This is a genomic window from Streptomyces sp. NPDC059906, from assembly GCF_042730645.1.
GTDB classification, from domain to species: Bacteria; Actinomycetota; Actinomycetes; order Streptomycetales; family Streptomycetaceae; genus Streptomyces; species Streptomyces rubrogriseus.
In genome coordinates, this window is sequence record NZ_JBHWKU010000006.1 from 115,121 (window position 1) to 138,044 (window position 22,924).

The 22,924-nt window shown below is 72.8% G+C and carries 12 protein-coding genes; 10 read left to right on the plus strand and 2 right to left on the minus strand.

Features of this window, described 5'->3' with window-relative positions; translation table 11 throughout:
* A complete protein-coding gene (locus tag ACFV9J_RS12060; protein ID WP_109030963.1) occupies positions 1-240 on the plus strand; it encodes a DUF5302 domain-containing protein in 240 nt (79 codons plus the stop codon).
* Between the two features lie 85 nt (positions 241-325).
* On the opposite strand, the gene ACFV9J_RS12065 is transcribed toward ACFV9J_RS12060, so the two are convergent.
* Positions 326-1,273: a methionyl-tRNA formyltransferase gene (locus ACFV9J_RS12065; protein WP_385353110.1), complete on the minus strand. Its 948-nt coding sequence runs from the start codon at positions 1,271-1,273 to the stop codon at positions 326-328.
* 175 nt (positions 1,274-1,448) lie between these two features.
* On the opposite strand from ACFV9J_RS12065, the gene ACFV9J_RS12070 reads away from it, so the two are divergent.
* From ACFV9J_RS12070 to ACFV9J_RS12105, 8 genes are read left to right on the plus strand one after another with little or no spacing between them, the layout of a single operon-like run.
* Positions 1,449-2,804, plus strand: a complete 1,356-nt coding sequence (locus tag ACFV9J_RS12070; protein ID WP_385353112.1) for a lysine N(6)-hydroxylase/L-ornithine N(5)-oxygenase family protein — start codon at positions 1,449-1,451, stop codon at positions 2,802-2,804.
* Between the two features lie 11 nt (positions 2,805-2,815).
* A complete protein-coding gene (locus tag ACFV9J_RS12075) occupies positions 2,816-3,880 on the plus strand; it encodes a FecCD family ABC transporter permease (RefSeq protein ID WP_385353114.1) in 1,065 nt (354 codons plus the stop codon).
* 11 nt (positions 3,881-3,891) lie between these two features.
* The gene (locus ACFV9J_RS12080; RefSeq protein ID WP_385353116.1) at positions 3,892-4,995 is read left to right on the plus strand and encodes a FecCD family ABC transporter permease; all 1,104 of its coding nucleotides are present in this window, start codon (positions 3,892-3,894) and stop codon (positions 4,993-4,995) included.
* A gap of 38 nt (positions 4,996-5,033) precedes the next feature.
* Positions 5,034-5,897, plus strand: coding sequence for an ABC transporter ATP-binding protein (locus ACFV9J_RS12085; protein WP_385353118.1), 864 nt, complete (start codon positions 5,034-5,036; stop codon positions 5,895-5,897).
* Positions 5,898-5,947: 50 nt separating this feature from the next.
* Entirely contained in the window at positions 5,948-7,000 is a 1,053-nt protein-coding gene (locus ACFV9J_RS12090) for an iron-siderophore ABC transporter substrate-binding protein (protein WP_385353120.1), read from the plus strand.
* A gap of 2 nt (positions 7,001-7,002) precedes the next feature.
* Positions 7,003-8,808, plus strand: a complete 1,806-nt coding sequence (locus tag ACFV9J_RS12095) for an ABC transporter ATP-binding protein (protein ID WP_385353122.1) — start codon at positions 7,003-7,005, stop codon at positions 8,806-8,808.
* A gap of 57 nt (positions 8,809-8,865) precedes the next feature.
* Positions 8,866-19,803 (plus strand): amino acid adenylation domain-containing protein, encoded by a 10,938-nt coding sequence (locus ACFV9J_RS12100; protein ID WP_385353124.1) that lies wholly within the window; start codon positions 8,866-8,868, stop codon positions 19,801-19,803.
* The gene (locus ACFV9J_RS12105; RefSeq protein ID WP_385353126.1) at positions 19,790-21,490 is read left to right on the plus strand and encodes an ABC transporter ATP-binding protein; all 1,701 of its coding nucleotides are present in this window, start codon (positions 19,790-19,792) and stop codon (positions 21,488-21,490) included. The genes ACFV9J_RS12100 and ACFV9J_RS12105 overlap by 14 nt, the downstream gene beginning before the upstream one ends.
* A 32-nt stretch (positions 21,491-21,522) precedes the next feature.
* Here ACFV9J_RS12105 and ACFV9J_RS12110 read toward each other — a convergent pair whose 3' ends face one another.
* A complete protein-coding gene (locus ACFV9J_RS12110; protein ID WP_385353128.1) occupies positions 21,523-22,614 on the minus strand; it encodes an alpha/beta fold hydrolase in 1,092 nt (363 codons plus the stop codon).
* 88 nt (positions 22,615-22,702) lie between these two features.
* Here ACFV9J_RS12110 and ACFV9J_RS12115 point away from each other — a divergent pair, with 88 nt between their 5' ends.
* Positions 22,703-22,915 carry an MbtH family protein gene (locus ACFV9J_RS12115; protein ID WP_385353130.1) on the plus strand — a complete coding sequence of 71 codons (213 nt, stop codon included), beginning with the start codon at positions 22,703-22,705 and terminating at the stop codon, positions 22,913-22,915.
* Positions 22,916-22,924 lie beyond the last annotated feature (9 nt).

Sequence of the window (22,924 nt, forward strand, 5' to 3'; positions counted from 1 at the left end):
ATGACGGAAGAGTCTTCATCGCAAGCAGGTTCGGAACCGGCGGAGGCCGAAAGCACCGCCCTGACACCCGATGCCGACGGTCAGTACAACCTGAAGGACAAATTCCGCGAGGCGCTGGAGCGCAAGCGCGGCAAACAGGCGGAGGCCGCGGCCCTGGCCGCGAACGCCGATGTGGCGAAGATCCGGGGCACCCACGGTCCGGCCGCCAGCCAGCGGTCGTTCCGGCGCAAGAGCGGCTGAGGCCGCGCGGCACCCGTAACCCGGCAGGGCCCGACCGTGACGGCACGGTCGGGCCCTGCCCGTCATGGATGTCCGGTCGCGGCGCTCAGGGGCGGGCGGTCAGGTAGCCGCCCATCGAGGTGAAGTACTCCGTCGCGGCCAACTCCCGCCCGTCCTCGGTCCGTACGCGCGTGACGGCGAGGCCGTGGTTGCGGCCCCGGCGCGCGTCGGCCCCGGCGACGATCACCACGCCCTCGCCCTCGCGGTAGAAGATCCGGCCGGGCGTGCCGCCGTAGCGGCCCTCGGAGACCACGGCCGCGAGGATCTCCAGCCGCCTGCCCCGGTGGAAGGTGAAGGCGCTGGGGTACGGCTCGGACTGGGCCCGGACCAGACGCTCCAGATCCTCGGCCGGCCAGTTCCAGTCCATGCGGATGTCCTCGGCGGACCGCTTGTGGAAGAAGCTCGCCCGGGACCGGTCCTGCTTGGTGAACTCCGTCTGCCCGGACGCGATGAGCCCGAGGGCGCCGACGGTGACCGGGGCGATGAGATCGACGGTCTTGTGGAACAGGTCGGTCGCGGTGTCCGCCGGGCCCACCGGCACGGCCTCCTGGCGGACGATGTCACCGGCGTCCAGCTCGTCGTTCATCATGTGCGCGGTGACGCCCACCTCGGTCTCGCCGTTGATCAGCGCCCAGATCAGCGGGGAGAACCCGGCGTACTTCGGCAGCAGCGAGTCGTGCACGTTGAGCGTGCCGTGGCGCGGGAGGCCGAAGATGCGCGGGGGGATCCAGGTCCGCCAGTTGTTGGCGACGATGATGTCCGGATCGGCGTCCTTGAGGCGCTCGAACAGCTCGTCGTCGTCCGGGCGGTTGCGGATCAGCACCGGGACGCCGTGCTCCTCGGCGAGGTCGGCGACGGAGTCGCTCCAGATCTTCTCGTACGCGTGCTCGCTCTTGGGATGCGTGACCACGAGGACCACGTCGTGCTCGGAGTCCAGCAGGGCTCGCAGGGTGCGGTGGCCCCAGGTCTGGTAGCCGAACATGACGACCCGCATGGGGTTCCTCCTCAAGGCAGGGGCTGACCCGGGCAGTTAAGCAAGGCTTACCTTAGTGCGCAACACCGCCTTGGAGTTCCCCAGTTGGCCGGAACCGGCCTCTGGTGCGCCCTATCGACAGCCGTATCTCATTAGCTTAGGCTCACCTAAGTTTCCGGCGCACGATGGGAGTGACATGTCACAGGTTCTTCCTGCTGACTCAACGCTGGTCCACGACCTCATTGGTATCGGCTTCGGACCGTCCAATGTCGCCATGGCGATCGCGATCCGCGAACACAACGCACAGGCCGGCGGGCAGGAGGAACTCGACGCCCGCTTCTTCGAGCAGCAGCCGCGCTTCGGCTGGCACCGCGGCATGCTGATCGACGACGCGACCATGCAGGTGTCCTTCCTCAAGGACCTGGTGACCCTGCGCAATCCGGCCAGCAAGTACAGCTTCCTCTGCTACCTGCAGAGCAAGGGGAGGCTGATCGACTTCATCAACCACAAGAACCTCTTCCCGCTCCGGGTCGAGTTCCACGACTACTTCGAGTGGGCGGCGGCCAAGGTCGACGACATGGTCTCCTACGGCCACGAGGTCGTCGGCGTGGCACCCGTCGTGCGGAACGGCGTGGTGGACCACCTGGAGGTGACGGTGCGCTCGGGGGAGGGGCTCGAGGTCCACCGGGCGCGCAACCTCGTCGTCGGCACCGGGCTGCGCCCCCTGGTGCCGGAGGGCGTGGAGCGCGGCGACCGCGTCTGGCACAACTCCGAACTGCTGGCCAGGGTCGACACGTTGGAGGGCACCTCACCCTCCCGGTTCGTCGTCGTCGGCGCCGGGCAGAGCGCCGCCGAAAACGTCGCCTACCTGCACCGCCGCTTCCCCTCGGCCGAGGTCTGCGCGGTCTTCGCCCGCTACGGCTACAGCCCCGCCGACGACAGCGCGTTCGCCAACCGGATCTTCGACCCGGCGGCGGTCGACGACTACTTCACCGCGCCCGGCAGCGTCAAACGCCGGCTGATGGACTACCACGGCAACACCAACTACTCCGTGGTGGACATCGACCTGATCGACGACCTGTACCGGCAGATGTACCGGGAGAAGGTCCTCGGCACCGAGCGGCTGCGCTTTCTCAACGTGTCCCGGCTCTCCGACGTCAAGGAGACGCCCGACCGGGTGCGCGCCACCGTGACGTCGCTGGTCACCGGCGAGGAGAGCCACCTGGATGCCGACGTCGTGGTCCTCGCCACCGGCTACGGCCCCGCCGACCCCCTCGGCCTGCTCGGCGAGGTCGCGGACCGCTGCCTGCGCGACGACGAGGGCCGCGTGCGCGTCGAGCGCGACTACCGCGTCGCCACCGACCCCGCCCTGCGCTGCGGCATCTACCTCCAGGGCGGCACGGAGCACACGCACGGCATCACCTCGTCGCTGCTCTCCAACACCGCCGTCCGGGTCGGCGAGATCCTTGAGTCGCTCCTCGGCAGGGGCCTCAAGTCCGCTTCCGACGAGGCCCGTACGGTCGCCGACGGGACCGGCACCGGCGCGCGTTAATGTACGGCGCTATGACCACGACCGAGGTGGAGCGTCCCGCACCCACTCCCAGGGGCCCAACAGAGGCGCGCAGGCGCCGCGTTGCCGGTCTGGGGCTGCTCGCGGCGCTCCTCCTCGTCGCCGCGGCGGCCTCACTGGCCGTCGGCGCCCGTGCGCTCAGCCCCGCCGAGGTCTGGCACGGGCTGTTCGCGGCGCCCGAGTCCGACCAGCGCCTCACCGAGATCAGGCTCATCGTCCAGACCGTGCGGGTGCCCCGCACGGTCCTCGCCGTCGTGGCCGGCATCGCGCTGGGCGTCGGAGGGGCGCTGATCCAGGGGTACACACGCAACCCCATCGCCGACACGGGGCTGCTGGGGGTCAACTCCGGTGCCTCGTTCGCCGTGGTGTCGGGGATCGCCGCCTTCGGGTTCACCAGCCCGTTCCAGTACGTCTGGTTCGGCTTCGCGGGCGCTGCGGTCGCCGGTGTCGTCGTGTTCGGGCTGTCGAGCATCGGCCGGGGAGCGGGCAACCCGCTGACGCTCGCGCTGGCCGGGCAGGGCGTCACGGTGTTCCTGGCGGCGATGACCACGGCGGTCGCGCTGACGGACAAGGCCTCGCTGAACGCTCTGCGGTTCTGGAACGCGGGCTCGCTGACCGGGGTCGGCTTCGACGTCATCTGGCCCGTGTCGGCCTTCATCGCCGCCGGGCTGCTGCTGGCGCTGACCACACTGCCCTCGGTCAACCTGCTCAACCTGGGCGACGACGTGGCACGGGGACTCGGGGTGAACATCGCGCTGACCCGCACCCTCGGCATCGTCGCCATCACCCTGCTGGCCGGCGCGGCGACGGCGGCCTGCGGCCCCATCGCCTTCCTCGGGCTCATGGTGGCCCACGTGGCCCGGTACCTGACCGGCCCGGACTACCGCTGGCTGGTCCCGTACGCCGGTCTGCTCGGGGCCGTGGTGCTGCTGGTCTGCGACATCGTGGGGCGCCTGGTCGTACGGCCGGGGGAACTGGACGCCGGGGTCGTCGTCTCCCTCCTCGGCGCACCGTTCTTCGCCGTCCTGGTGTGGCGCGGGAAGTTCAAGAGCGCGTGAACGGGGCGGACATGAGGACGAACGGGGCGGATGCGGCGGTGGACGTGAAGGCGGACGTGAAGGCGGACGTGCGGACTCCGGTGGCGCCCGGCGTGCGGTTCGGCGGCCTGTCCTTCGTGTGGCGGCCCTGGATCGCGGGCGTCACCCTGCTTCTGGCGGTGGCGGGCTTCCTGGTGTTCTGCCTGTCCATCGGGGTCGGGGACTTTCCCATCGCCCTGCCCCGGGTCGTCGCCACCGTCTTCGGCGGGGGCGAGCAGGTCGACCGGTTCGTGATCATGGATCTGCGGATGCCCCGCGCCCTCGCCGGGCTCGTCGTGGGCGTCGCGCTCGGAGTGTCCGGCGCCCTCACCCAGTCGATCGCCCGCAATCCGCTGGCCAGCCCGGACGTCCTCGGCATCACCAGCGGCGCCGGCGCGGTCGCGGTGTTCCTGGTGACGGTGTCCGGCGGCGCCGCCACGGCCGTGGCCGACTCCGTGGGCCTGTCGGCGGCGGCGCTCGCGGGCGGTCTCGGCACGGGGCTGCTGGTGTACTTCATGGCGTGGCGCCGCGGGATCGACGGCTTCCGGCTCATCCTCATCGGCATCTCGGTGAACGCCGTGATGCAGGCGATCACGACGTGGCTGCTGGTCACCGCCGACATCAGGGACGTGGCCCGGGCCCAGGCGTGGCTGGTGGGCTCGCTGGACAACCGGTCGTGGGACGAGGTGCACGTCGCGCTGTGGTGCACGCTCGTCCTGCTGGTCGTCGTGGCCTCGGTCGCCTTCCAGTTCAAGCCGCTGCACTTCGGCGACGAGGTCGCCGCCGGACTCGGCGTCCGGTACGGGACGGTGCGCGCGGTCCTGCTGCTGTGCGCGGTGCTGCTGGCCGGTGTGGCGGTGAGCGCGGCGGGACCGGTGCCGTTCGTCGCGCTGGTGGCGCCGCAGGTGGCGATGCGGCTGGCCAGGTGCCCGACCCCGCCGCTGGTGGCCTCCGGCCTGGTGGGGGCGCTGCTGCTGACCGGCTCCGACCTTGTCGCGCGCACCGCCCTGCCCGTCTCGCTGCCGGTCGGCGTGGTCACCGCCGCCATCGGCGGACCCTTCCTCGTCTATCTGCTGGTGCGGGCGAACCGCAGATAGCTGGTACAAAGTAAGGCGAGCCTAATCGAGGGGGCCTTGTGGTCGTTCAGTCCATCACCGGGACCGAAACGGAAGTTGACGGCGCCTCACGCCTGGCGGCCAGGGCCGTCACCGTCGGGTACGGGTCCAGGTCCGTCATCGACGGCCTCGACGTGGCGATCCCGCCCGGGGTGATCACCACCATCATCGGACCGAACGGCTGCGGCAAGTCGACCCTGCTGCGCACCCTGTCCCGGCTGCTCAGGCCGACCGGCGGAACGGTCGTGCTGGACGGCGAGGACATCGCCGCGCTCCGGACCCGCGACGTGGCGAAGAAGCTCGGCCTGCTGCCCCAGGCACCGGTGGCCCCGGAGGGACTGACGGTGTCCGACCTGGTCGCCCGGGGCCGTCACCCGCACCAGAGCTGGCTGCGGCAGTGGTCCTCGGACGACGCCGACGTCGTACGGCGGGCGCTGGCCATGACCGGCGTGTCCGACCTCGCGGACCGGCCCGTCGACTCGCTGTCCGGGGGGCAGCGCCAGCGGGTGTGGATCTCGATGACCCTCGCCCAGGGCACCGACCTGCTGCTGCTGGACGAGCCGACCACCTATCTGGATCTCGCGCACGCGGTCGACGTGCTCGACCTCGTCGACGACCTGCACGAGTCCGGGCGCACCGTGGTCATGGTGCTGCACGACCTCAATCTGGCCGCGCGCTACAGCGACAACCTGGTCGTCATGCGGGAGGGCGCGATCCTGGCGCAGGGGCACCCGCGCGACGTCATCACCGCCGGCCTGCTGCACGAGGCGTTCGGGCTGCGCGCCAAGGTGATCGACGACCCGGTCGGGGGCCGCCCGCTCATCGTGCCGATCGGACGCACCCATGTCGAAGTCGACCGAACCGCACCCGAGTTGCTGAAGTGAGGGTAGGCTTACCTCACACTGGTTGGCGCGACAGCAAAGGGATGCCCGGGATGCTCCTCAGAACGACGCGTATGAAGCCCTGGCGACGACTCGCGGCGGCGCTGTCCGCCGCCGCGCTCGGCGTCGGACTCCTCGCGGGGTGCGGTTCCGACTCCGACGACCCGGCGGACGAGGCGGGCGGCGGCACCCCGGCCGCGGCCGGCGCCTTCCCGGTCACCGTGGAGCACGCGTTCGGAACGACGAAGATCGACAAGGCGCCCGAGCGGGTCGTCTCCGTCGGGTACACCGACGACCAGACCGTCCTGGCCTTCGGCATCAAGCCCGTCGGCATGGTCGACCAGTACCCGAACCCGGCCGGCCAGAGCCCCGACATCAACACCCAGTGGCCCTGGGTGAAGGACAAGTGGGGTGACACCAAGCCCGAGGTCATCATGAAGAACGGTGACACGGGCCCCAACTACGAGAAGATCGCCGCCCTGCGCCCCGACCTGATCGTCGCGGTCTACTCCGAGATCGACCAGGCCGCCTACGACAAGCTCTCCAAGATCGCGCCCACGGTGGGCCGCACCAAGGGCGAGAAGGAGCCGTTCAGCGCTCCCTGGCAGGACAACGCGCTGCACATCGCCAAGGCGCTCGGCAAGGCCGAGGAGGGCGAGAAGATGGTGGCCGACATCCAGGGCAAGCTGGACGCGGCCAAGCAGGCGCACCCCGAGTTCGCGGACCAGACCGCGGTCGTGCTGTCCTGGTACAAGGACTCGGTGGCCCCGTTCACCTCCACCGACGTGCGCGGACGGCTGGTGACCGGCATCGGCTTCAAGTACCAGACCGAGATCGACAAGGTCGCCGGCGGCGACTTCTACACCACGCTCTCGCCCGAGCGCGTCGACCTGGTCGACGTGGACCGCATCTTCGTCATCAACGACAAGGCGGACCAGGACGCGTTGAAGAAGTTCGAGCTGTTCACCAACCTGGACGCCGTCAAGAACGGCAAGGTGTCGTACCTGCTGGACAGCGAGGGCCCGGCGGTCGGCGCGGCGATCTCCCAGGGCACCCTGCTGTCCATGCCGTACGCCGTCGACGAACTCGTCAAGTCGGCCGGGTAGGTGTGAGCGTCAGCGACACCCGCGTCGCCACGGCCCCGGCCGTCCTGCGTACGGCGACCGGACGCGAGTCCGGCCGGTGGGTCGCGGCACACTGCCGCGAGGTGCCGTGGCTGACGGCCGCCACGGTGCTCACCACGGTGGCCGGAGCGGCACTCCAGGTGCTCCCCGTGCTGCTGCTCGGCCGGGTGGTCGACGCGGTGGCCGGGGGCGACTCGCAGTCCGTCCTGGTCGCGATCGGGGCCCTGATGGTCGCCGCGGCGCTGCTCGGCGCGGTGGCGACCGCGGTGTCGACCTACCTGATCGGGCGGCTGGGCGCCGACCTGCTCGCCCGGCTGCGGGAGGGCGCCGTCCGCGCCGTCCTGGCGATGCCCAGCGCACGGGTCGAACAGGTGGGCCGCGGCGACGTGCTGTCCCGGGTCGGCGACGACGTCGCGGTGATCTCCAAGGGGATCCGCACCGCCGTCCCCACGGTGTTCTCGGCCGGAGTCCTCGTCGCCATCGCCACGGCCGGCATGTTCGGGCTCGACTGGCGGCTCGGTCTGGCGGGCGCCGGTGCGCTGCCCGCGTACGCGCTGGCCCTGCGCTGGTACCTGCCGAGGTCCGCCCCGCTGTACCAGAAGCAGCGGGTGGCCCAGGCCGACCGGGCGCAGGCCCTGATCAGCGGCCTGAACGGCATCGACACCGTCCGCGCCTACCGGCTCGAAGGCGCCTTCCGCGAGCGGGTCACCCGGGAGTCGTGGCGGGTGCGCGAGCTGGGCATCGAGGTGTTCCGGTTCTTCGGCCGGTTCGTCGGCCGGGAGAACCGCGCCGAGTTCATCGGACTGACCCTCATCATCGTGGTGGGCTACGCGCTGCTGGAGGCGGACGCGGCCACCCTGGGCGAGGTGTCCGCGGCACCGCTGCTCTTCCACCGGCTGTTCACCCCCCTGGGCGCCATCATGTTCACCTTCGACGAGGCGCAGAAGTCGGGCGCGAGCCTGACCCGGCTGGTCGGCGTGCTGGGGGAGGACGCGGCGGACCGGCTGGTCGGCGACGCGTCCGTCGGGCCGGCGGCGGTCGGCGCGTACCCGGTGACCGTGCGGGGGCTGACGTTCACCTACCCGGGCGCCGACGAACCGGTCCTCAGGGACGTCGACCTGACGATCCCGGCAGGGGGCTCGCTCGCCCTCGTGGGGGCGACGGGCGCGGGCAAGACGACGCTGGCCGCGCTGGTCGCGGGCGTCGGCACCCCGCAGGCGGGGTCGGTGCGCGTCGGGCCGGTGGACCTGGCGGAGCTGGACGAGGCCGGGGCGCGGGCCCTGGTGAGCATCCTGACCCAGGAGACGCACGTGTTCTCCGGTCCGCTCGCCGACGACCTGCGGCTGGCCGCGCCGGAGGCGACCGACGCCGAACTCCTGGCCGCCCTGCGCACCGTCGGCGCCGGTCGGTGGGTGGACGCGCTGCCCGACGGGCTGGACACGCCCGTCGGTGAGGGCGGCGAGCGCCTCGACGTGACCAAGGTCGCCCAGATCGCGCTGGCCCGGCTGGTGCTCGGCCGGGCGCCCGTGGTGGTGCTCGACGAGTCGACCGCCGAGGCGGGCAGCGAGGGCGCCGCGGAGCTGGAGCGGGCCGTGCTCGCCGCGTGCGCGGGACGCACCACGCTGTTCGTGGCGCACCGCCTGACCCAGGCGATGGCGGCGGACCGGATCGCCGTCCTGGACGCCGGACGGGTCGTCGAGGAGGGCACGCACGCGGAGTTGGTGGCTCTGGGCGGGCGCTACGCACGGCTGTGGCGGGCCTGGCGGGAGGGCAGCCGGGCGGGGTGTTAGGCATGCCTAAGTTAGGTTAGCCTGCCTTCATTCCTTGGAAGGGGCGTTGAGTCTTCGATGATGGAACCGACCGCTTCTCTCGTACGGCTTTCTCCCGCGCAGCTGACCGGCCTGCGCCGCCGCACCGGCGACTTCTCCGACCAGGTCATCACCGAGGCGTGCGCCGTCGCCCTGGCGTACTGGGCCGAGGGACGCGGCCCCGCCGGACTCGACCTCACCCCGGGCACCCTGTTCACCGACGTGCTCGGCTGGGCCGACAACGCAGGTACCGCGCCCACCGGTTGGAGCGTCGACGCGACCGGCCGGACCATCACGCTCCCGGACGACGTGGTGCCGCACGAGGCGCAGCTCGCGCTCGACGACCTGGCCGACTTCCCGGACCGCCCGCTCGGCACCGTCGGCCCCTGTGGCCCGGCGGAGCGGCTGGAGCTCCTCGCCGGGTGGAACGACACCGACGCCGACCGGGTCCGCCCCGGCCTGGTGGAGATGTTCCGCGAACAGGCGCGCGCCAGGCCGGACGCGGTGGCCGTCGTCGACGAGCACCGCACCCTGACCTACCGTCAGGCTGCCGAACGATCGGCCCAGTTGGCCCACCACTTGATCGCACAAGGGCTCACCGCGGAAGACGTCGTCGGCATCTCCCTGGAACGCTCCGCCGAGATGGTGATCGGACTGCTCGCCGTCCTCCAGGCGGGCGGCGCGTTCGTCCCGCTCGACCCGCACTGGCCCGCCGAGCGCCGGGCCGTCGTCATCGAGGACGCCGGGGTCGCCGTACAGCTCAACGCCTCGGGCGAGAGCGCCCCGGGCGAACCGGAGGCCGTGGCCGTCGACCTCGGCGACTGGCGGTTCGGCGACCGTCCCACCGAGGGGACCGGCGTCACCGTTCCCGGCGACGCCCTGGCCTACGTCATCTTCACCTCGGGCTCGACCGGTCGTCCCAAGGGCGCCATGATCCGGCACGAGGCGATCAGCGAGCGCCTGCTCTGGCAGATCCACGAGATCCTGGGCTTCGGCCACGACGACGCGTCCCTGTTCAAGGCGCCGCTGTCCTTCGACATCTCCATCAACGAGATCTTCCTGCCCCTCGTCAGCGGCGGCAGACTCGTCGTCCTGCGGCCCGGCGGCGAACGCGACCCGCACCACCTGCTGAGCGTGATCGACGAACAGCGCGTCACCTTCACCTACCTGGTCTCGTCCATGCTGGACGTGCTGCTGGAGATGGCCGGCGACTCGGGGCGCCTCGGCAGCCTCCGCCACGTCTGGTGCGGCGGCGAGGTGCTCACGCCCGAACTCTACGAGCGCTTCCGCACCCGGCTCGACATCCCCCTCTACCACGGCTACGGACCCGCCGAGACGACGATCGGCGTGTCGCACGTCGTCTACCGGGGCGCGGCGGAGCGTCTGTCGACGTCGATCGGCCGGGCCAACCCCAACACCCGGCTGTACGTCCTGGACGACGAACTGCGCCCCGTCCCGGTCGGCGTCGGCGGCGAACTGTACGCGGGGGGACTGCTGCTGGGCCGCGGCTACGTGAACGCGCCGGGCCTGACCGCATCCAGGTTCGTGGCGAACCCCTTCGCCGACGACGGCTCCAGGCTCTACCGGACCGGCGACCTCGCGCGGTTCGCCCCCGACGGCTCGCTCGACTTCCTCGGCCGCGCGGACAACCAGGTCAAGATCCGGGGCATGCGCCTGGAGATCGAGGACGTCGAGGTCGGCCTCGCCGAACACCCCCGCGTGCGCCACACCTGCGTCGTCGCGAAGAAGAACACGGCGGGCGGCACCTACCTGGTGGGATACGTCATCCCGGCCGCCGGACACGAGGACCTGCGGGCGGACGAGGTCAAGGCCTGGGCCGGCCGGCACATGGTGGAGTACATGGTGCCCACCCACGTGGTCGTGATGAGGGAGTTCCCGCTCACCGCGAACGGCAAGCTCGACCGGAACGCGCTGCCCGAGCCCGTGATCCCCGCGGGCTCGTCCGCCCCGCCCGCCACCGACGAGGAGCGGACGGTGTGCGCGGCGGTCGCGGCGCTGCTCCAACTCGACCGGGTCGGCGTCGACCAGGACTTCTTCCAGCTCGGCGGCGACAGCATCCTGGCCATCTCGCTGCTCGGCAGGCTGCGCGACGCGGGACTCTACGTCACGGCCCGCCAGATCTTCACCCACAGCACGGTGGGAGCGCTGGCGGCGGTGGCCGGCCGCGAGGACACCACCGTCGTGGACCACCGTGACGTGCCCACCGGAAGCGTCGTGGGGTCGCCCGTCGTGCAGTGGCTCGGCGAGACCACGGACGCCGTCGACGGATTCGTCCAGTCGGTCGTGCTCAACACCCCGGCGGACCTGACCGCCGACGCCCTCGACGTGATCCTCGCCGCCGTGGTCCGGCGGCACCCCATGCTGCGGGCCAGGCTGGTGCGCGGCGAGCGCTGGGGATTCGACATCCCGGAGGCGGAGGCGGTCCCGGCCGCGGCGCTCTGGCGGGAGAGCGACCAGTCGCTCGACGCGTGCCTCGCCCTCGCCACCGAGGAACTGGACCCGGCGGGCGGCGCGATGCTGCGCGCCGTCTGGCGCCGCGAGGCACGGCAACTGGCCCTCGTCGTCCACCACGTGGTGATCGACGGTGTGTCCTGGCGGGTGCTGACGGACGACCTGGCCACGGCGTGGCGGCAGTTCACCTCGGGCACGGCGGTGGAACTCCCCTCGGCCGGAACGTCGTTCCGGCGCTGGACCCAGCTCCTGGAACGCGCGGCGTTCGACGCGGACAGCGCCTACTTCCGCCGCGCCCTGCCGGGACCCGACGAGCCGTTGGGCGGGCGCCCCCTGAGCGCGGACGACACGGTGGCACGCGAGCGGATCCGGACCGTGTCGATCGGCGCCACGACCACGGCCGCGCTCCTCGGCGACACGCCCGCGAAGTTCCACGCGGGGGTCAACGACGTCCTGGTGACCGCGCTCGCCGTCGCCCTCGCCCGACGGCGCCACGACCTCGGCCAGACCCAGACCTTCGCGCACATCGAACTGGAGGGCCACGGCCGCGAGGCCGCGTTCGTCGCCCCCTCCGCCGGCTTCGAACCGGAACTCTCCAGGACCGTGGGCTGGTTCACCACCCTCTTCCCGGTGACCGTCGACCCCGGCACCGCCCCGGACCCGACCGCACCCGCGTACCTGTCCGCCGCGCTCAAGGCGGTCAAGGAGGACCTCGCCCGCGTACCGGAGAACGGTGTCTCCTACGGCGCGCTGCGCCATCTGGCCCGGGTCGCCTTCGACACACCCGCCCCCCAGGTGCTCTTCAATTATCTGGGCCGCTTCGACGCGGGCTCCTCGGGCGACTGGCAACTCGCCAGTGTCAACGGACAGTTGGGCGAGAAGCGCGACCCGCGCATGCGGCTGCCCCGCGCCCTGGAGTTCAACGCGATCGCCGAACCCGACGCCACCGGCGCGTACACACTGGTCACCGCCATCTCCTGGCCGGACGGCATGTTCTGCGACACGGACATCACCACCCTCGGCGCGTACTACCTGGAGGCGCTCACGGGGCTGGCCGCCCTGGACGACGGCGGCCACTCGCCCAGCGACTTCCACCCGCTGCCGCTCACCCAGGCGGACGTCGACGCCCTCGACGGCCCGGCGCTGCGGGACATCCTCCCGCTGACCCCGCTGCAGGAGGGCCTGTACTTCCACTCGGCCTACGACGACGACACCACCGGCAGCTACGTCGAGCAGCAACTGCTCACGCTGGAGGGCGAGGTGGACCCCGGCCGACTGGCCGCGGCGGCCACCCGCCTGCTGGCCCTCCACCCGAACCTGGCCGCGCGCTTCGTGCCCCTGGCCGACGGCCGCGTCGTCTCCGTACTGGAGAGCGGGCACGAGGCGCCCTTCGCCGTCCTTGACCGCCCAGGCATCACCGACGACGAGATCCGTACCCACGCAGAGCGCGACCGCCGCGCCGGATTCGACCTGGCCACCGGTCCGCCGATGCGGTACACCCTCGTCCGCGCGGGAGCCGGCAGACACGTGCTGGTGCAGACGGTGCACCACATCGTCGCCGACGGCTGGTCCGTACCGCCCATGCTGCGCACCCTGCTGGCCGAATACCGGGCGCCGGGTTCCGGCCACGCGCTGGGCGGATTCCCCGAGCACGTGCGGCGGCTCGCCGCACGCGACGACGCGGTGAGCGACCGGGTGTGGGACGAGCAACTGGCGGACCTCCCCGGCCCGTCGCTGATCGCCGAGGGGCAGCCGCCCTCCGCCCACTTCGCCGACACCGCGACGACGGCGGACGCCGACGTCGACGCGGCCGCCCGGTCGGCCGGTGTGCCGCTGAGCGTCGCCGTGCACGGCGCCTGGGCCCTCACCCTGGGCGGCATCCTGCACCGCGACGACGTGGTGTTCGGCTCCACGGTCTCCGGACGGGACGCGGACGTGCCCGGGGTCGAGGACATGGTGGGCCTGTTCATCAACACGATCCCCCTGCGCGCCCGCTGGGCCGCCACCACCACCGCGCGGGAACTGCTGGCCGCCGTCCGGGCACACCAGGGCGCGGTACTGCCGCACCAGCACGTCTCGCTGGCCCGCATCGCCCGCCGGGCCGGTGCCGGACCGCTCTTCGACACCCTGGTCGTGTTCGACGTGGCGACCGACGTGGACGGACTGCGGCGCCCCGGCGACACCCTCGCCGTCACCGGCATCGTCAACGAGGGCGCCCCGCACTACCCGCTGACGTTGGTGGTGGAGCGCACACCGGACGGCCGCCCGCGCTTCAACCTGATCCACGACGCGGAGCTGCTGCGGGAACCCGAGGTCCGCGAGATCCTGCGCACCTTCACCCGGACCCTCACCGGTCTGCTCACCCGGCCGGAGGCACCGGTCGGCGCCCTGGCGTCCGAGAGCGCCGGGCGGGCCGAGCCGGTCTCGCCGACCACCCTGGGCGAACTGTTCGACGCCGCGGCGCGCCGCGACCCGGCCGCCACCGCCGTCACCCAGTGCGCCCTCGACGGCGCCACCCGCTCCTTGACCTACGGCGAACTGGTGCTGGCCAAGGACGAGTTGGCCGCCGTCCTGCGCGCGGCCGGGGTCGGTCCCGGCAAGCGGGTCGCCGTCGCCGTGCCGCGCTCCGTCGAGCAGGTCGTCGCCCTGATCGCCGTCGTCGGCGCGGGCGGCGCCTACGTACCACTGGACCTGGCCTACCCCGACGAGCGCCTGGAGTACGTCCTCGCCGACTCCGCCCCGCAGGTCGTCCTCGTGGCCCCGGAGCAGCGCGACCGGTTCACGCGGCTGCTGGACCGCGCGAACGTGCGGGCCCGCCTGCTCGTACCGGGACAGGAGCAGCCGCCCACCGCCGCGGAGCCCGGACCCGGAGGCGGCTGGCACGACCCCGCGTACGTGATCTACACCTCCGGATCGACCGGCCGCCCCAAGGGCGTCGTCGTCCCCCACTCCAGCGTGGTGACGCTGCTCGCCAACACCCGGCCCGCCATGGCCTTCGGCCCGGACGACGTGTGGGTCCAGTTCCACTCCTTCTCCTTCGACTTCGCCGTCTGGGAGCTGTGGGGCGCTCTCACGCACGGCGGTGAGCTGCTGGTGCCGGACTACGGTCTGACCCGTTCCCCGGTCGACTTCCACCGCCTGGTCCGCGAGCGCGGGGTCACGGTGCTCAACCAGACCCCTTCGGCGTTCCACCAATTCGCCGAGGCCGACCGGCACGCGGGCGAGCCGCTGCCCGCACTGCGCAGGATCATCTTCGGCGGCGAGGGACTGGACCTCGCACGGCTGCGCGACTGGGTGGCGCGGCACGGCACCGAATCGCCCGAACTGGTCAACATGTACGGCATCACCGAGACCACCGTCCACGTCACCCACCGGGTGCTGACCGCCGCCGACTTCGCCCCCGGCGACCGTGCCGCCAGCCCGATCGGCGGCCCGGTCCCCGGTCTCGTCACCCACGTGCTCGACGACCGGCTCCGCCTGGTGCCGCCGGGCCGGGTGGGCGCCATCTACGTCGCCGGCGACCAGGTGTCGCTCGGCTACCTGGGCAGGCCGGGGCTCACCGCCGGCCGGTTCGTGGCGAACCCGTTCACGGCCGACGGCTCCCGCATGTACCACACCGGCGACCTCGCCCGCCGCACCCTCGACGGGCAGCTGGAGTTCGCCGGCCGCGCCGACGACCAGGTGCAGCTCAAGGGCTTCCGCATCGAACCGGGCGAGGTGGAATCCGCGATCCGCGATTTCGACGGCGTGGTGGACGCCGCCGTCACCGTGGCGGACACCGACGACCACCTGGTCGCGCACGTCGTGGGCCGGGTGCCCGCGGACCTCACCGGTCTCCTGTCGGCGAAGCTGCCCGCCCACATGGTGCCGGGCCGGGTGCTGCCCGTGGACGCCCTGCCGCTGACGGTCAACGGGAAGCTCGACCGCAGGGTACTGACCGAGCGCGCGACCCGCACGCCGAGCGCGGAGGCCGCACCGCAGGGCGGGAACGACGCCGTACTCGCCACACTCGTCGACCTCTTCGCCGAGACCCTGCCCGGCTCCGCACCGGACGCCGACACCGACTTCTTCGGTGCCGGAGGCGACAGCATCGTCGCCATCACCGTGATCAACCGAGCCAGGGCGGCCGGCCTGCCCGTCGCACCCCGCGACGTGTTCCTGCTCCGGACACCCCGCGCGCTCGCCGCGCACCTGGCGACGCGCACACCGCCGCCCGAGGCGCCCCCCGCATCCACCGGCCACCAGGACGGCCCGCTGCCACCCACACCGATCATGCTGCGCCGGCGCGAACTGGGCGGATCACTCACCCGGTTCGCCCAGGCCAGGACACTGTCCGCACCCGAGGGAACCGGGTTCGCCGACGCGGAGCGCGCCGCGCGTGCCGTCGTCGCCACCCACCCGGCACTGCGGCTGCGGCTGCGCGTCGAGCACGGGGTGTGGTCCCTGAGCACCGCACCCGTCCGCGAGGTCACGGTGACCCGCGGGGCCGGAACCGACGTGACGCGGACCGCCGACGAGGCGGCCGGCCGGCTCGATCCCGAGAACGGCGGCATCGTCGCGTTCACCTGGCTGGACACCAGCCGCACTTTGGTGGTCGCCGTGCACCACCTCGCCGTCGACGCCGTGTCCTGGCTGATCCTGCTGGACGACCTGGCCGCCGCGATGCGCGGGGCCGTCCCGGCACCGCCGACCACGTCCTACGGCGAGTACGCACAGGCGCTCACGCGGCGGGCCGCGCAGGAGACCGACGGCCTGGACCACTGGATCACCACGCTCCGGGCGCCCGCACCGCTGCCCGCCGCCGGGAAGCGGCGCGAGACGACGGTCGTCCTCGCCCCCGAGATGAGCGACCGCGTGACCCGCACCGCTCCCGCCGCACTGGGCCTCGGCCTCACCGAGCTGCTGTGCGGCGCGCTGCGCACCGCGCTGACCCGCGTGCAGCCGACGCCCACCGACCTGGCGGTCGACCTGGAGCGGCACGGCCGGGTCCCGGCTCTCGGCCACCACGACTACACCCGCACCGTCGGCTGGTTCACGGCCATCGCGCCCGTACGGCTCACCGCGCACACCGACCCCGTCGCCGCGGCGCGCGAGGTCGCCGAACGCCAGCCGGACGAGCAGGCGCACGTCGCCTACGGCGGCCTCAGGTACCTCAACCCGCAGACCGCGCCGCTGCTCGGCACCGCCCGGCCGCAGGTCCTGTTCAACTATCTGGGCCGCGGCGGCGAGTCGGACGCACCGCGCCTCACCGGCGGCGACGCGGGCAGCCCGTACGCCGTCGAGGTGAACGCCTGGACCGACGCGGCCACCGGCAGCCTGCACGCGGTCTTCACCCTCGCCGAGGGCGTCCCGGACGAGATCACCGAGCACTGGCACCGCGCCCTGGAACGGATCGCCGAGGCAGCCGCGACGGCCGAGCGCACGGCACCCGTCACCCCCCTCCAACGGGGCCTGTACTTCCAGGCCCAGCTGACGGGCCCGGCCGGACACTACGTCGCCCAGAGCTACTTCACCTTCGAACGGCGCCTGGACCCGGACGCGTTGTCCCGGGCGGCGGCGTACGTGCTCGCCCGGCACCCGGCCGCCGGCGCGGGCTTCACCACGGACGAGGACGGCAACCCCGTCCAGGTCCTCGCCGCGGGCCGCCGGGTCGACGTCCACACGGCCGAGGCGGCGACGGAGGCCGAGGCCGACGCCCTGCGCCTCCGGGACCGGGAACGCGGATTCGACCCCGCCGAGCCGCCGCTGATCCGCCTGACCGTGGTGCGGCTGCCCGACGACCGCGACGGCCTGCTGCTCAGCTACCACCTGCTGCTGTGGGACGGCTGGTCGCGCGAGATCGTACTGCGCGACCTGTTCGACGCCTACCGTGCCGTCCTGGCGGGCGAGCCCCTCGACCCCGGGCCGGCCGCGCCGGGCTTCGAGGACCACGCCCGGGCCCTGGCCGCCAAGGACCCGGCCGCCTCGGAACGCTTCTGGGCGCGGCACCTGGCCGGCCTGCCCGGCCCCACCCTGCTCGCCGGACCGGCGCCCGCCCTCCCCGACGACCTGCCGCGCGCACTCGCGCACACGCTGACCGCCGAACGGTCGGACGCGCTGAGGGCGGCCGCCAGGACGTACGGCGTCACGCTGAACTCGGTGCTGACCGGCGCCTTCGGCCTTCTCCTCGGCGCCCGCACCGGCCGCGCCGACGCCGTCTTCGGCGTGACCGTCTCCGGCCGCGAGGGTGAGGGGCTGGCCGACATCGTCGGCGTACTGCTCAACACCGTGCCCATGTGGACCCGGGCCCGGCCGCACGACACGGTCCGCGCCTACCTCACGGCCGTGCAGCAGGCCAGGGTCGACGCCATGGAGCACGAGCACCTCGGGCTCGGCGAGATCCAGCGGGCCGGCGGCCACGACACGCTGTTCGACAACCTGTTCGTCCTCCAGAACTTCCTGGACCTGGACGCCTTCGCCGAGATGAACTCCCGGCACGGCATCACCTCGGTGCGGGCCGACGATTCCACCCACTATCCCTTCACCTGGGTGGTCACCCCCGGCGACCGGCTCACCGTCAAACTGGAGTACCGCGACCACGACACCGCCCACGCCCGGGCACTCCTCGACGACTACCTGCGGGTGCTCGACGACCTGGCCGGAGCCACCGGGGCCGCCGAGTCCCGTGCGCCGATCGGCGCCCTGCCCCCACTGGCCCCCGCCCCCGAGCCCGCGCCGCGCACCGGGATCGGCACGGACACCGTCGTGGACCGCTTCGACCGGGCGGCCGACCGGGAACCGGACCGGACGGCGCTGGTCGCCCACGGCTGCACGACGACCTTCGCGCAGCTGCGGGACCGCAGCCGGGCCGTGGCGGGTGTGCTGGCCCGGCGCGGCATCGGCCCCGGGGCGACGGTGGCCCTCGCCCTCCCGCGCTCCCTGGACTCGATCGTGGCCCTCTTCGCCGTACTGCGCACCGGCGCCGCCTATGTGCCGCTGGAACTGGACCACCCGGACGAGCGGATCGCCGCGATCGTCGCGGACGCCTGCCCCGACGCCGTACTCACGGTGAGCGCCGTGACGCCCCGGCTCACCGGCGGCCCGGACCTGATCGAGCTGGACCGGCCGCTGCCGGACGCCGAGCCGTGCGTGACCTTCGCGCCGGACGATCCCGACCGGCTGCGGCACCCCGCGTACACGATCTACACCTCCGGCTCGACCGGCCGGCCCAAGGGGGTGGTGACCGAGTACGCCGGACTCACCAACATGCTCGTCAACCACCAGCGCCGGATCTTCGAACCGGTCCTGGCACGGCACGGTCACCGCACCTTCCGCGTCGCCCACACCGTGTCCTTCGCCTTCGACATGTCGTGGGAGGAGCTGCTGTGGCTCGCCGACGGCCACGAAGTGCACATCTGCGACGAGGAGTTGCGCCGCGACGCACCCCGGCTGGTCGCGTACTGCCTGGAGCACGGGATCGACGTCGTCAACGTCACCCCGACCTACGCGCAGCAACTGCTCGCCGAGGGCCTGCTCGACGACCCGGCCCGCCGGCCCGCGCTGGTACTGCTGGGCGGCGAGGCGGTCACCCCGGCGCTGTGGCGGCGGCTGGCCGAGACCGACGGCACCGTCGGCTACAACCTGTACGGGCCCACCGAGTACACCATCAACACCCTCGGCGTCGGCACCTTCGAGTGCCCGGACCCGGTCGTCGGCGTCGCGATCGACAACACCGACGTGTACGTGCTGGACCCGTGGCTGCGGCCGCTGCCCGACGGCGTGCCCGGCGAGCTGTACGTCGCGGGGGTGGGCATCGCGCGCGGCTATCTCGGGCAGCCCGCCCAGACCGCGCACCGCTTCGTCGCCTGCCCGTTCGGCGCACCCGGCGAGCGCATGTACCGCACCGGTGACCTGGTGGTGCGACGCCCCGACGGCAACCTGATGTACCTCGGCCGCACCGACCAGCAGGTCAAGATCCGCGGCCACCGGGTCGAACTCGGCGAGGTCGAGGCCGCGTTCGCCGCCCACCCCGCGGTGCGGTTCGTGGCCGCGGTCGCCCAGCCCGACCCGCAGGTCGACGGCGCCCACCGGCTGGCCGCCTACCTCGTGCTGGACGGCGCCGGTCTGGCCCAGGTCGCCGCCCAAGTGGGGGCCGCGCTGCCGGACTTCCTGCGTCCCACCCACTACGCCCAGGTCGACCGCATCCCGCTGACCGTGAACGGGAAGGCCGACACCAAGGCGCTCCCGGAGGCCAGGCCGCTGGGCGCGCTGACCACGGCGGGGGAGCGCGCGCCGGAGACGGAGGCGGAGACGACGGTGTGCGAACTCTTCGCCGAGGCCCTGGACCTGGACGACGACGAGGTGAGCGCCGTGAGCGACTTCGTGGCCCTCGGCGGCCACTCCATGCTGGCGGTGCGGCTGACCGGGCTGCTCCGCCGGGAGTACGGTCCAGTGATCACCATCCGCGATCTGTTCACCCTGCGAACCCCGGAAGCGATTGCCCGCCACCTCGATGACCACTCCTGACACCCAGCGGCCCCGCGCGGGGTCCGACATCCTCCGCACCGCCCTGCGGCGCAACGTCGGCGCGATGGCGTGGGGCACCCTCCTCATGGGCCTCTACCAGGCCGGTGAGACCGCCTTCCCCATCGCGCTCGGCCTGATCGTCGAGCACACCATGCGGGACCGGAGCCCGCAGGCGCTCGGCGTCTCCGTCGCCGCCCTTGCCGTGATCATCACGACGGTGTCCCTGTCCTGGCGGTTCGGGATGCGGATCCTGCAGAAGGCCAACACCACCGAGGCGCACCGCTGGCGGGTCCGGGTCGCGGGCCGCGGACTCCAGCCGGTGGCCAGGGACGTCGACCTCAAGTCCGGCGAGGTGCTGACCATCGCCACCGAGGACGCCGACCAGACCGCCGACATCATCGAGGTGGTGCCGCTGCTGATCAGCTCGCTGGTGGCGGTGGTGATCGCGGCGGTGGCGCTGGGGCTGGCGGACGTCCGGCTCGGACTGCTGGTCATCGTGGGCACCGTCGCGATCCTGTCCGTCCTGAGCGTGATGTCCAGGCGCATCGGCTCCAGCACCCGCGAGCAGCAGGCCCGGGTGGCCCGGGCCGGCGCCAAGGTCGCCGACCTCATCATCGGCCTGCGCCCGCTGCACGGCTTCGGCGGCAACCACGCGGCGTTCCGCTCCTACCGCGAGATCAGCACGGAGGCGAAGCGCCAGTCCGTCACCGTCGCCCGGGTGAGCGGCGTCTACGCGGGCACGGCGCTCGCCCTCAACGCGGTGCTCGCCGCCGCGGTGACCCTCACGGCGGGCTGGCTGGCCTTCCGGGGCCGGATCACCATCGGTGAGCTGGTCATGGCCGTGGGCCTCGCGCAGTTCATCATGGAGCCGCTGAAGCTGTTCTCGGAGATGCCGAAGTACGTGATGATCGCGCGTGCCTCGGCCGAACGGATGGCGCTCGTCCTCACCGCGCCGCCGGTGACGACACCGGGGACGGAACGACCGGCCCCGGGCGGGGACCTGGAGGTCGCCGGCGTGCGGCACGGAGCGCTGCGCAAGGTGGGGTTCCGGGTGCGCGCCGGCGAGTTCGTGGCCGTCGCGGCGTACCAGCCGCGCGCGGCGGACGATCTCGCCGCGGTCCTGGCCCTGAACGTCCCGCCCGACACCTACGAGGGGACGGTGCGGGTCGGCGGACGGGACCTCGCGGAGCTGGCGGTCGAGGAGGTCCGCGAGCACCTGCTGGTCAACCCCTACGACGGCGAGATCTTCGCGGGCACCCTCCGTTCGAACATCGACCCGTCCGGCACCAGCCGGTCCGTCCCCGAGGCCGTCGAGGCGTCGATGCTGACCGATGTCGTCGCCCTGTACCGCGAGGGACTCGACTACGCCGTCCGCGACCGCGGTGCCAACCTCTCCGGCGGGCAGCGCCAACGGCTGTCCCTGGCCCGCGCCCTGGCCGCCGACACCGAGGTCCTGGTGCTGCGCGACCCGACCACGGCCGTGGACGCGGTCACCGAACAGCTCATCGCGCGGGGCGTCGCCAAGCTGCGCCGGGACCGCACCACCCTGGTGATCACCAGCAGCCCCGCCCTGCTGGACGCCGCAGACCGCGTCCTCGTCCTGGACGAGGGCGTCATCACCGCCGAGGACACGCACCGCAACCTCCTCGCCACCGACGAGGCGTACTGCCTGGCGGTGACGCGGTGACCCCTGCGCGGTGACCCCCGCGCGAGGGGCCTTTACGCGAGGGCCCAGGCCACGTCCCGGAGCAGCGCGTGCCGCCAGCCCGCGCGGTCGTGGCCCGAGGCCGACCTGGAGACGCGTACGGTCGCACCGGACTGTTCCGTCAGGGACTCGACAAGGGCGCAGTGGGGGAGCATCCGCTGCTCGTGTTCCCCCACGTCGAACGCGATCCGCAGCCCGGACAGGTCGGGACGCGCGCGCAGCCGCGCCGCGATCGTGCCGCCGACCGGGCCGCCCAGGGGGTCCGGCAGATCCGCGGCGCCGGGCGTCCACCACAGGGACGCCGACTGACAGGCGACCCGCGACACCAGGTCCGGGAACTCCAGCGCCGCGTACAACGCGCTCAGACCGCCGAGGCTCTGCCCCGCGACCACCGTCCGGCCGGGGTCGGCCCGCACCCCGCTCCCGGCCACCAGCGGCAGCAACTCGTCCCGCACCGCCTCCCACAGCGCGGGACGGCACCCGAACTCGGCGCCGCGGTCCCCGGCCGGGAGGAAGACCAGGGTGACCGGAGGCATCTCACCGCTCGCGACGGCCGACTCGAAGGCGGCCGTCGCCGGGTGCAGGTACAGCCAGTCGTCCCCGTCGAGCAGCAGGACCACCGGCCCGCCCCCGCCCACCGGATGGACCCGCACGGTGCGCCGCCCGCCGAGCCGCTCGCTGGTCCAGCGCAGCCGGGTGCGGGGCAGGGGCAGGACGTCGCCGGCGCCGACCAGGGGCCAGTGCGGCTGGGCCGGGGCGTCCGGGGTCGCGGCGACGGACCGTTCGCCGCCCGCGCCCGCGGGGTTGTACGGGTCGGCGTACGCGTCCTCGCCGACGACGAACCGGTACGTCACCCGCAGCCGCGCCGGCATGCGCACCTCGGCGTACCAGCAGTCCGTGTCGCGCCAGCGCCGCAGGGGCACCGGGGCCGACCAGCTCTCGAAGACGACGCTCGCCGCCCGCGGCCCGCGCCACAGGAACAGGGTCGTCCACCCGTCGCCGTCGGGTACCGGCAGGGGCGTCGACAGACCGTCCCAGAAGGCGTCGGTGCCGGGCACGGCGGTCAGCCCGAACGCGGCGAAGGAGTTCGCCTCCGCCCACCTCATGAACGTCTCCTTGTGGAGCGGAAATCCGGAAGGCTAAGCTCATCGCACATTAGGCGAGCCTAACCTAATCCACTGGGAGGTACCGGGTATGAGCACCAACCCCTTCGACGACGCCGACGGCCGCTTTCTCGTCCTGGCGAACGACGAGGGCCAGCACTCGCTCTGGCCGTCCTTCGCGGCCGTGCCGGGCGGGTGGACGACCGTGTTCGAGGAGAACACCCGGGACGCCTGCCTGGCCTACGTCGAGGCCAACTGGACCGACCTGCGCCCGCGTTCCCTCGCCCGGTCCGCGGACGCCTGAGGCCCGGCC

Bases quoted from the DNA above. Each gene is read 5' to 3' on its own strand.
- ACFV9J_RS12060 (WP_109030963.1), top strand. From the start codon at position 1: ATGACGGAAGAGTCTTCATCGCAAGCAGGTTCGGAACCGGCGGAGGCC.
- ACFV9J_RS12065 (WP_385353110.1), bottom strand. From the start codon at position 1,273: ATGCGGGTCGTCATGTTCGGCTACCAGACCTGGGGCCACCGCACCCTG.
- ACFV9J_RS12070 (WP_385353112.1), top strand. From the start codon at position 1,449: ATGTCACAGGTTCTTCCTGCTGACTCAACGCTGGTCCACGACCTCATT.
- ACFV9J_RS12075 (WP_385353114.1), top strand. From the start codon at position 2,816: ATGACCACGACCGAGGTGGAGCGTCCCGCACCCACTCCCAGGGGCCCA.
- ACFV9J_RS12080 (WP_385353116.1), top strand. From the start codon at position 3,892: ATGAGGACGAACGGGGCGGATGCGGCGGTGGACGTGAAGGCGGACGTG.
- ACFV9J_RS12090 (WP_385353120.1), top strand. From the start codon at position 5,948: ATGCTCCTCAGAACGACGCGTATGAAGCCCTGGCGACGACTCGCGGCG.
- ACFV9J_RS12100 (WP_385353124.1), top strand. From the start codon at position 8,866: ATGATGGAACCGACCGCTTCTCTCGTACGGCTTTCTCCCGCGCAGCTG.
- ACFV9J_RS12105 (WP_385353126.1), top strand. From the start codon at position 19,790: ATGACCACTCCTGACACCCAGCGGCCCCGCGCGGGGTCCGACATCCTC.
- ACFV9J_RS12110 (WP_385353128.1), bottom strand. From the start codon at position 22,614: ATGAGGTGGGCGGAGGCGAACTCCTTCGCCGCGTTCGGGCTGACCGCC.
- ACFV9J_RS12115 (WP_385353130.1), top strand. From the start codon at position 22,703: ATGAGCACCAACCCCTTCGACGACGCCGACGGCCGCTTTCTCGTCCTG.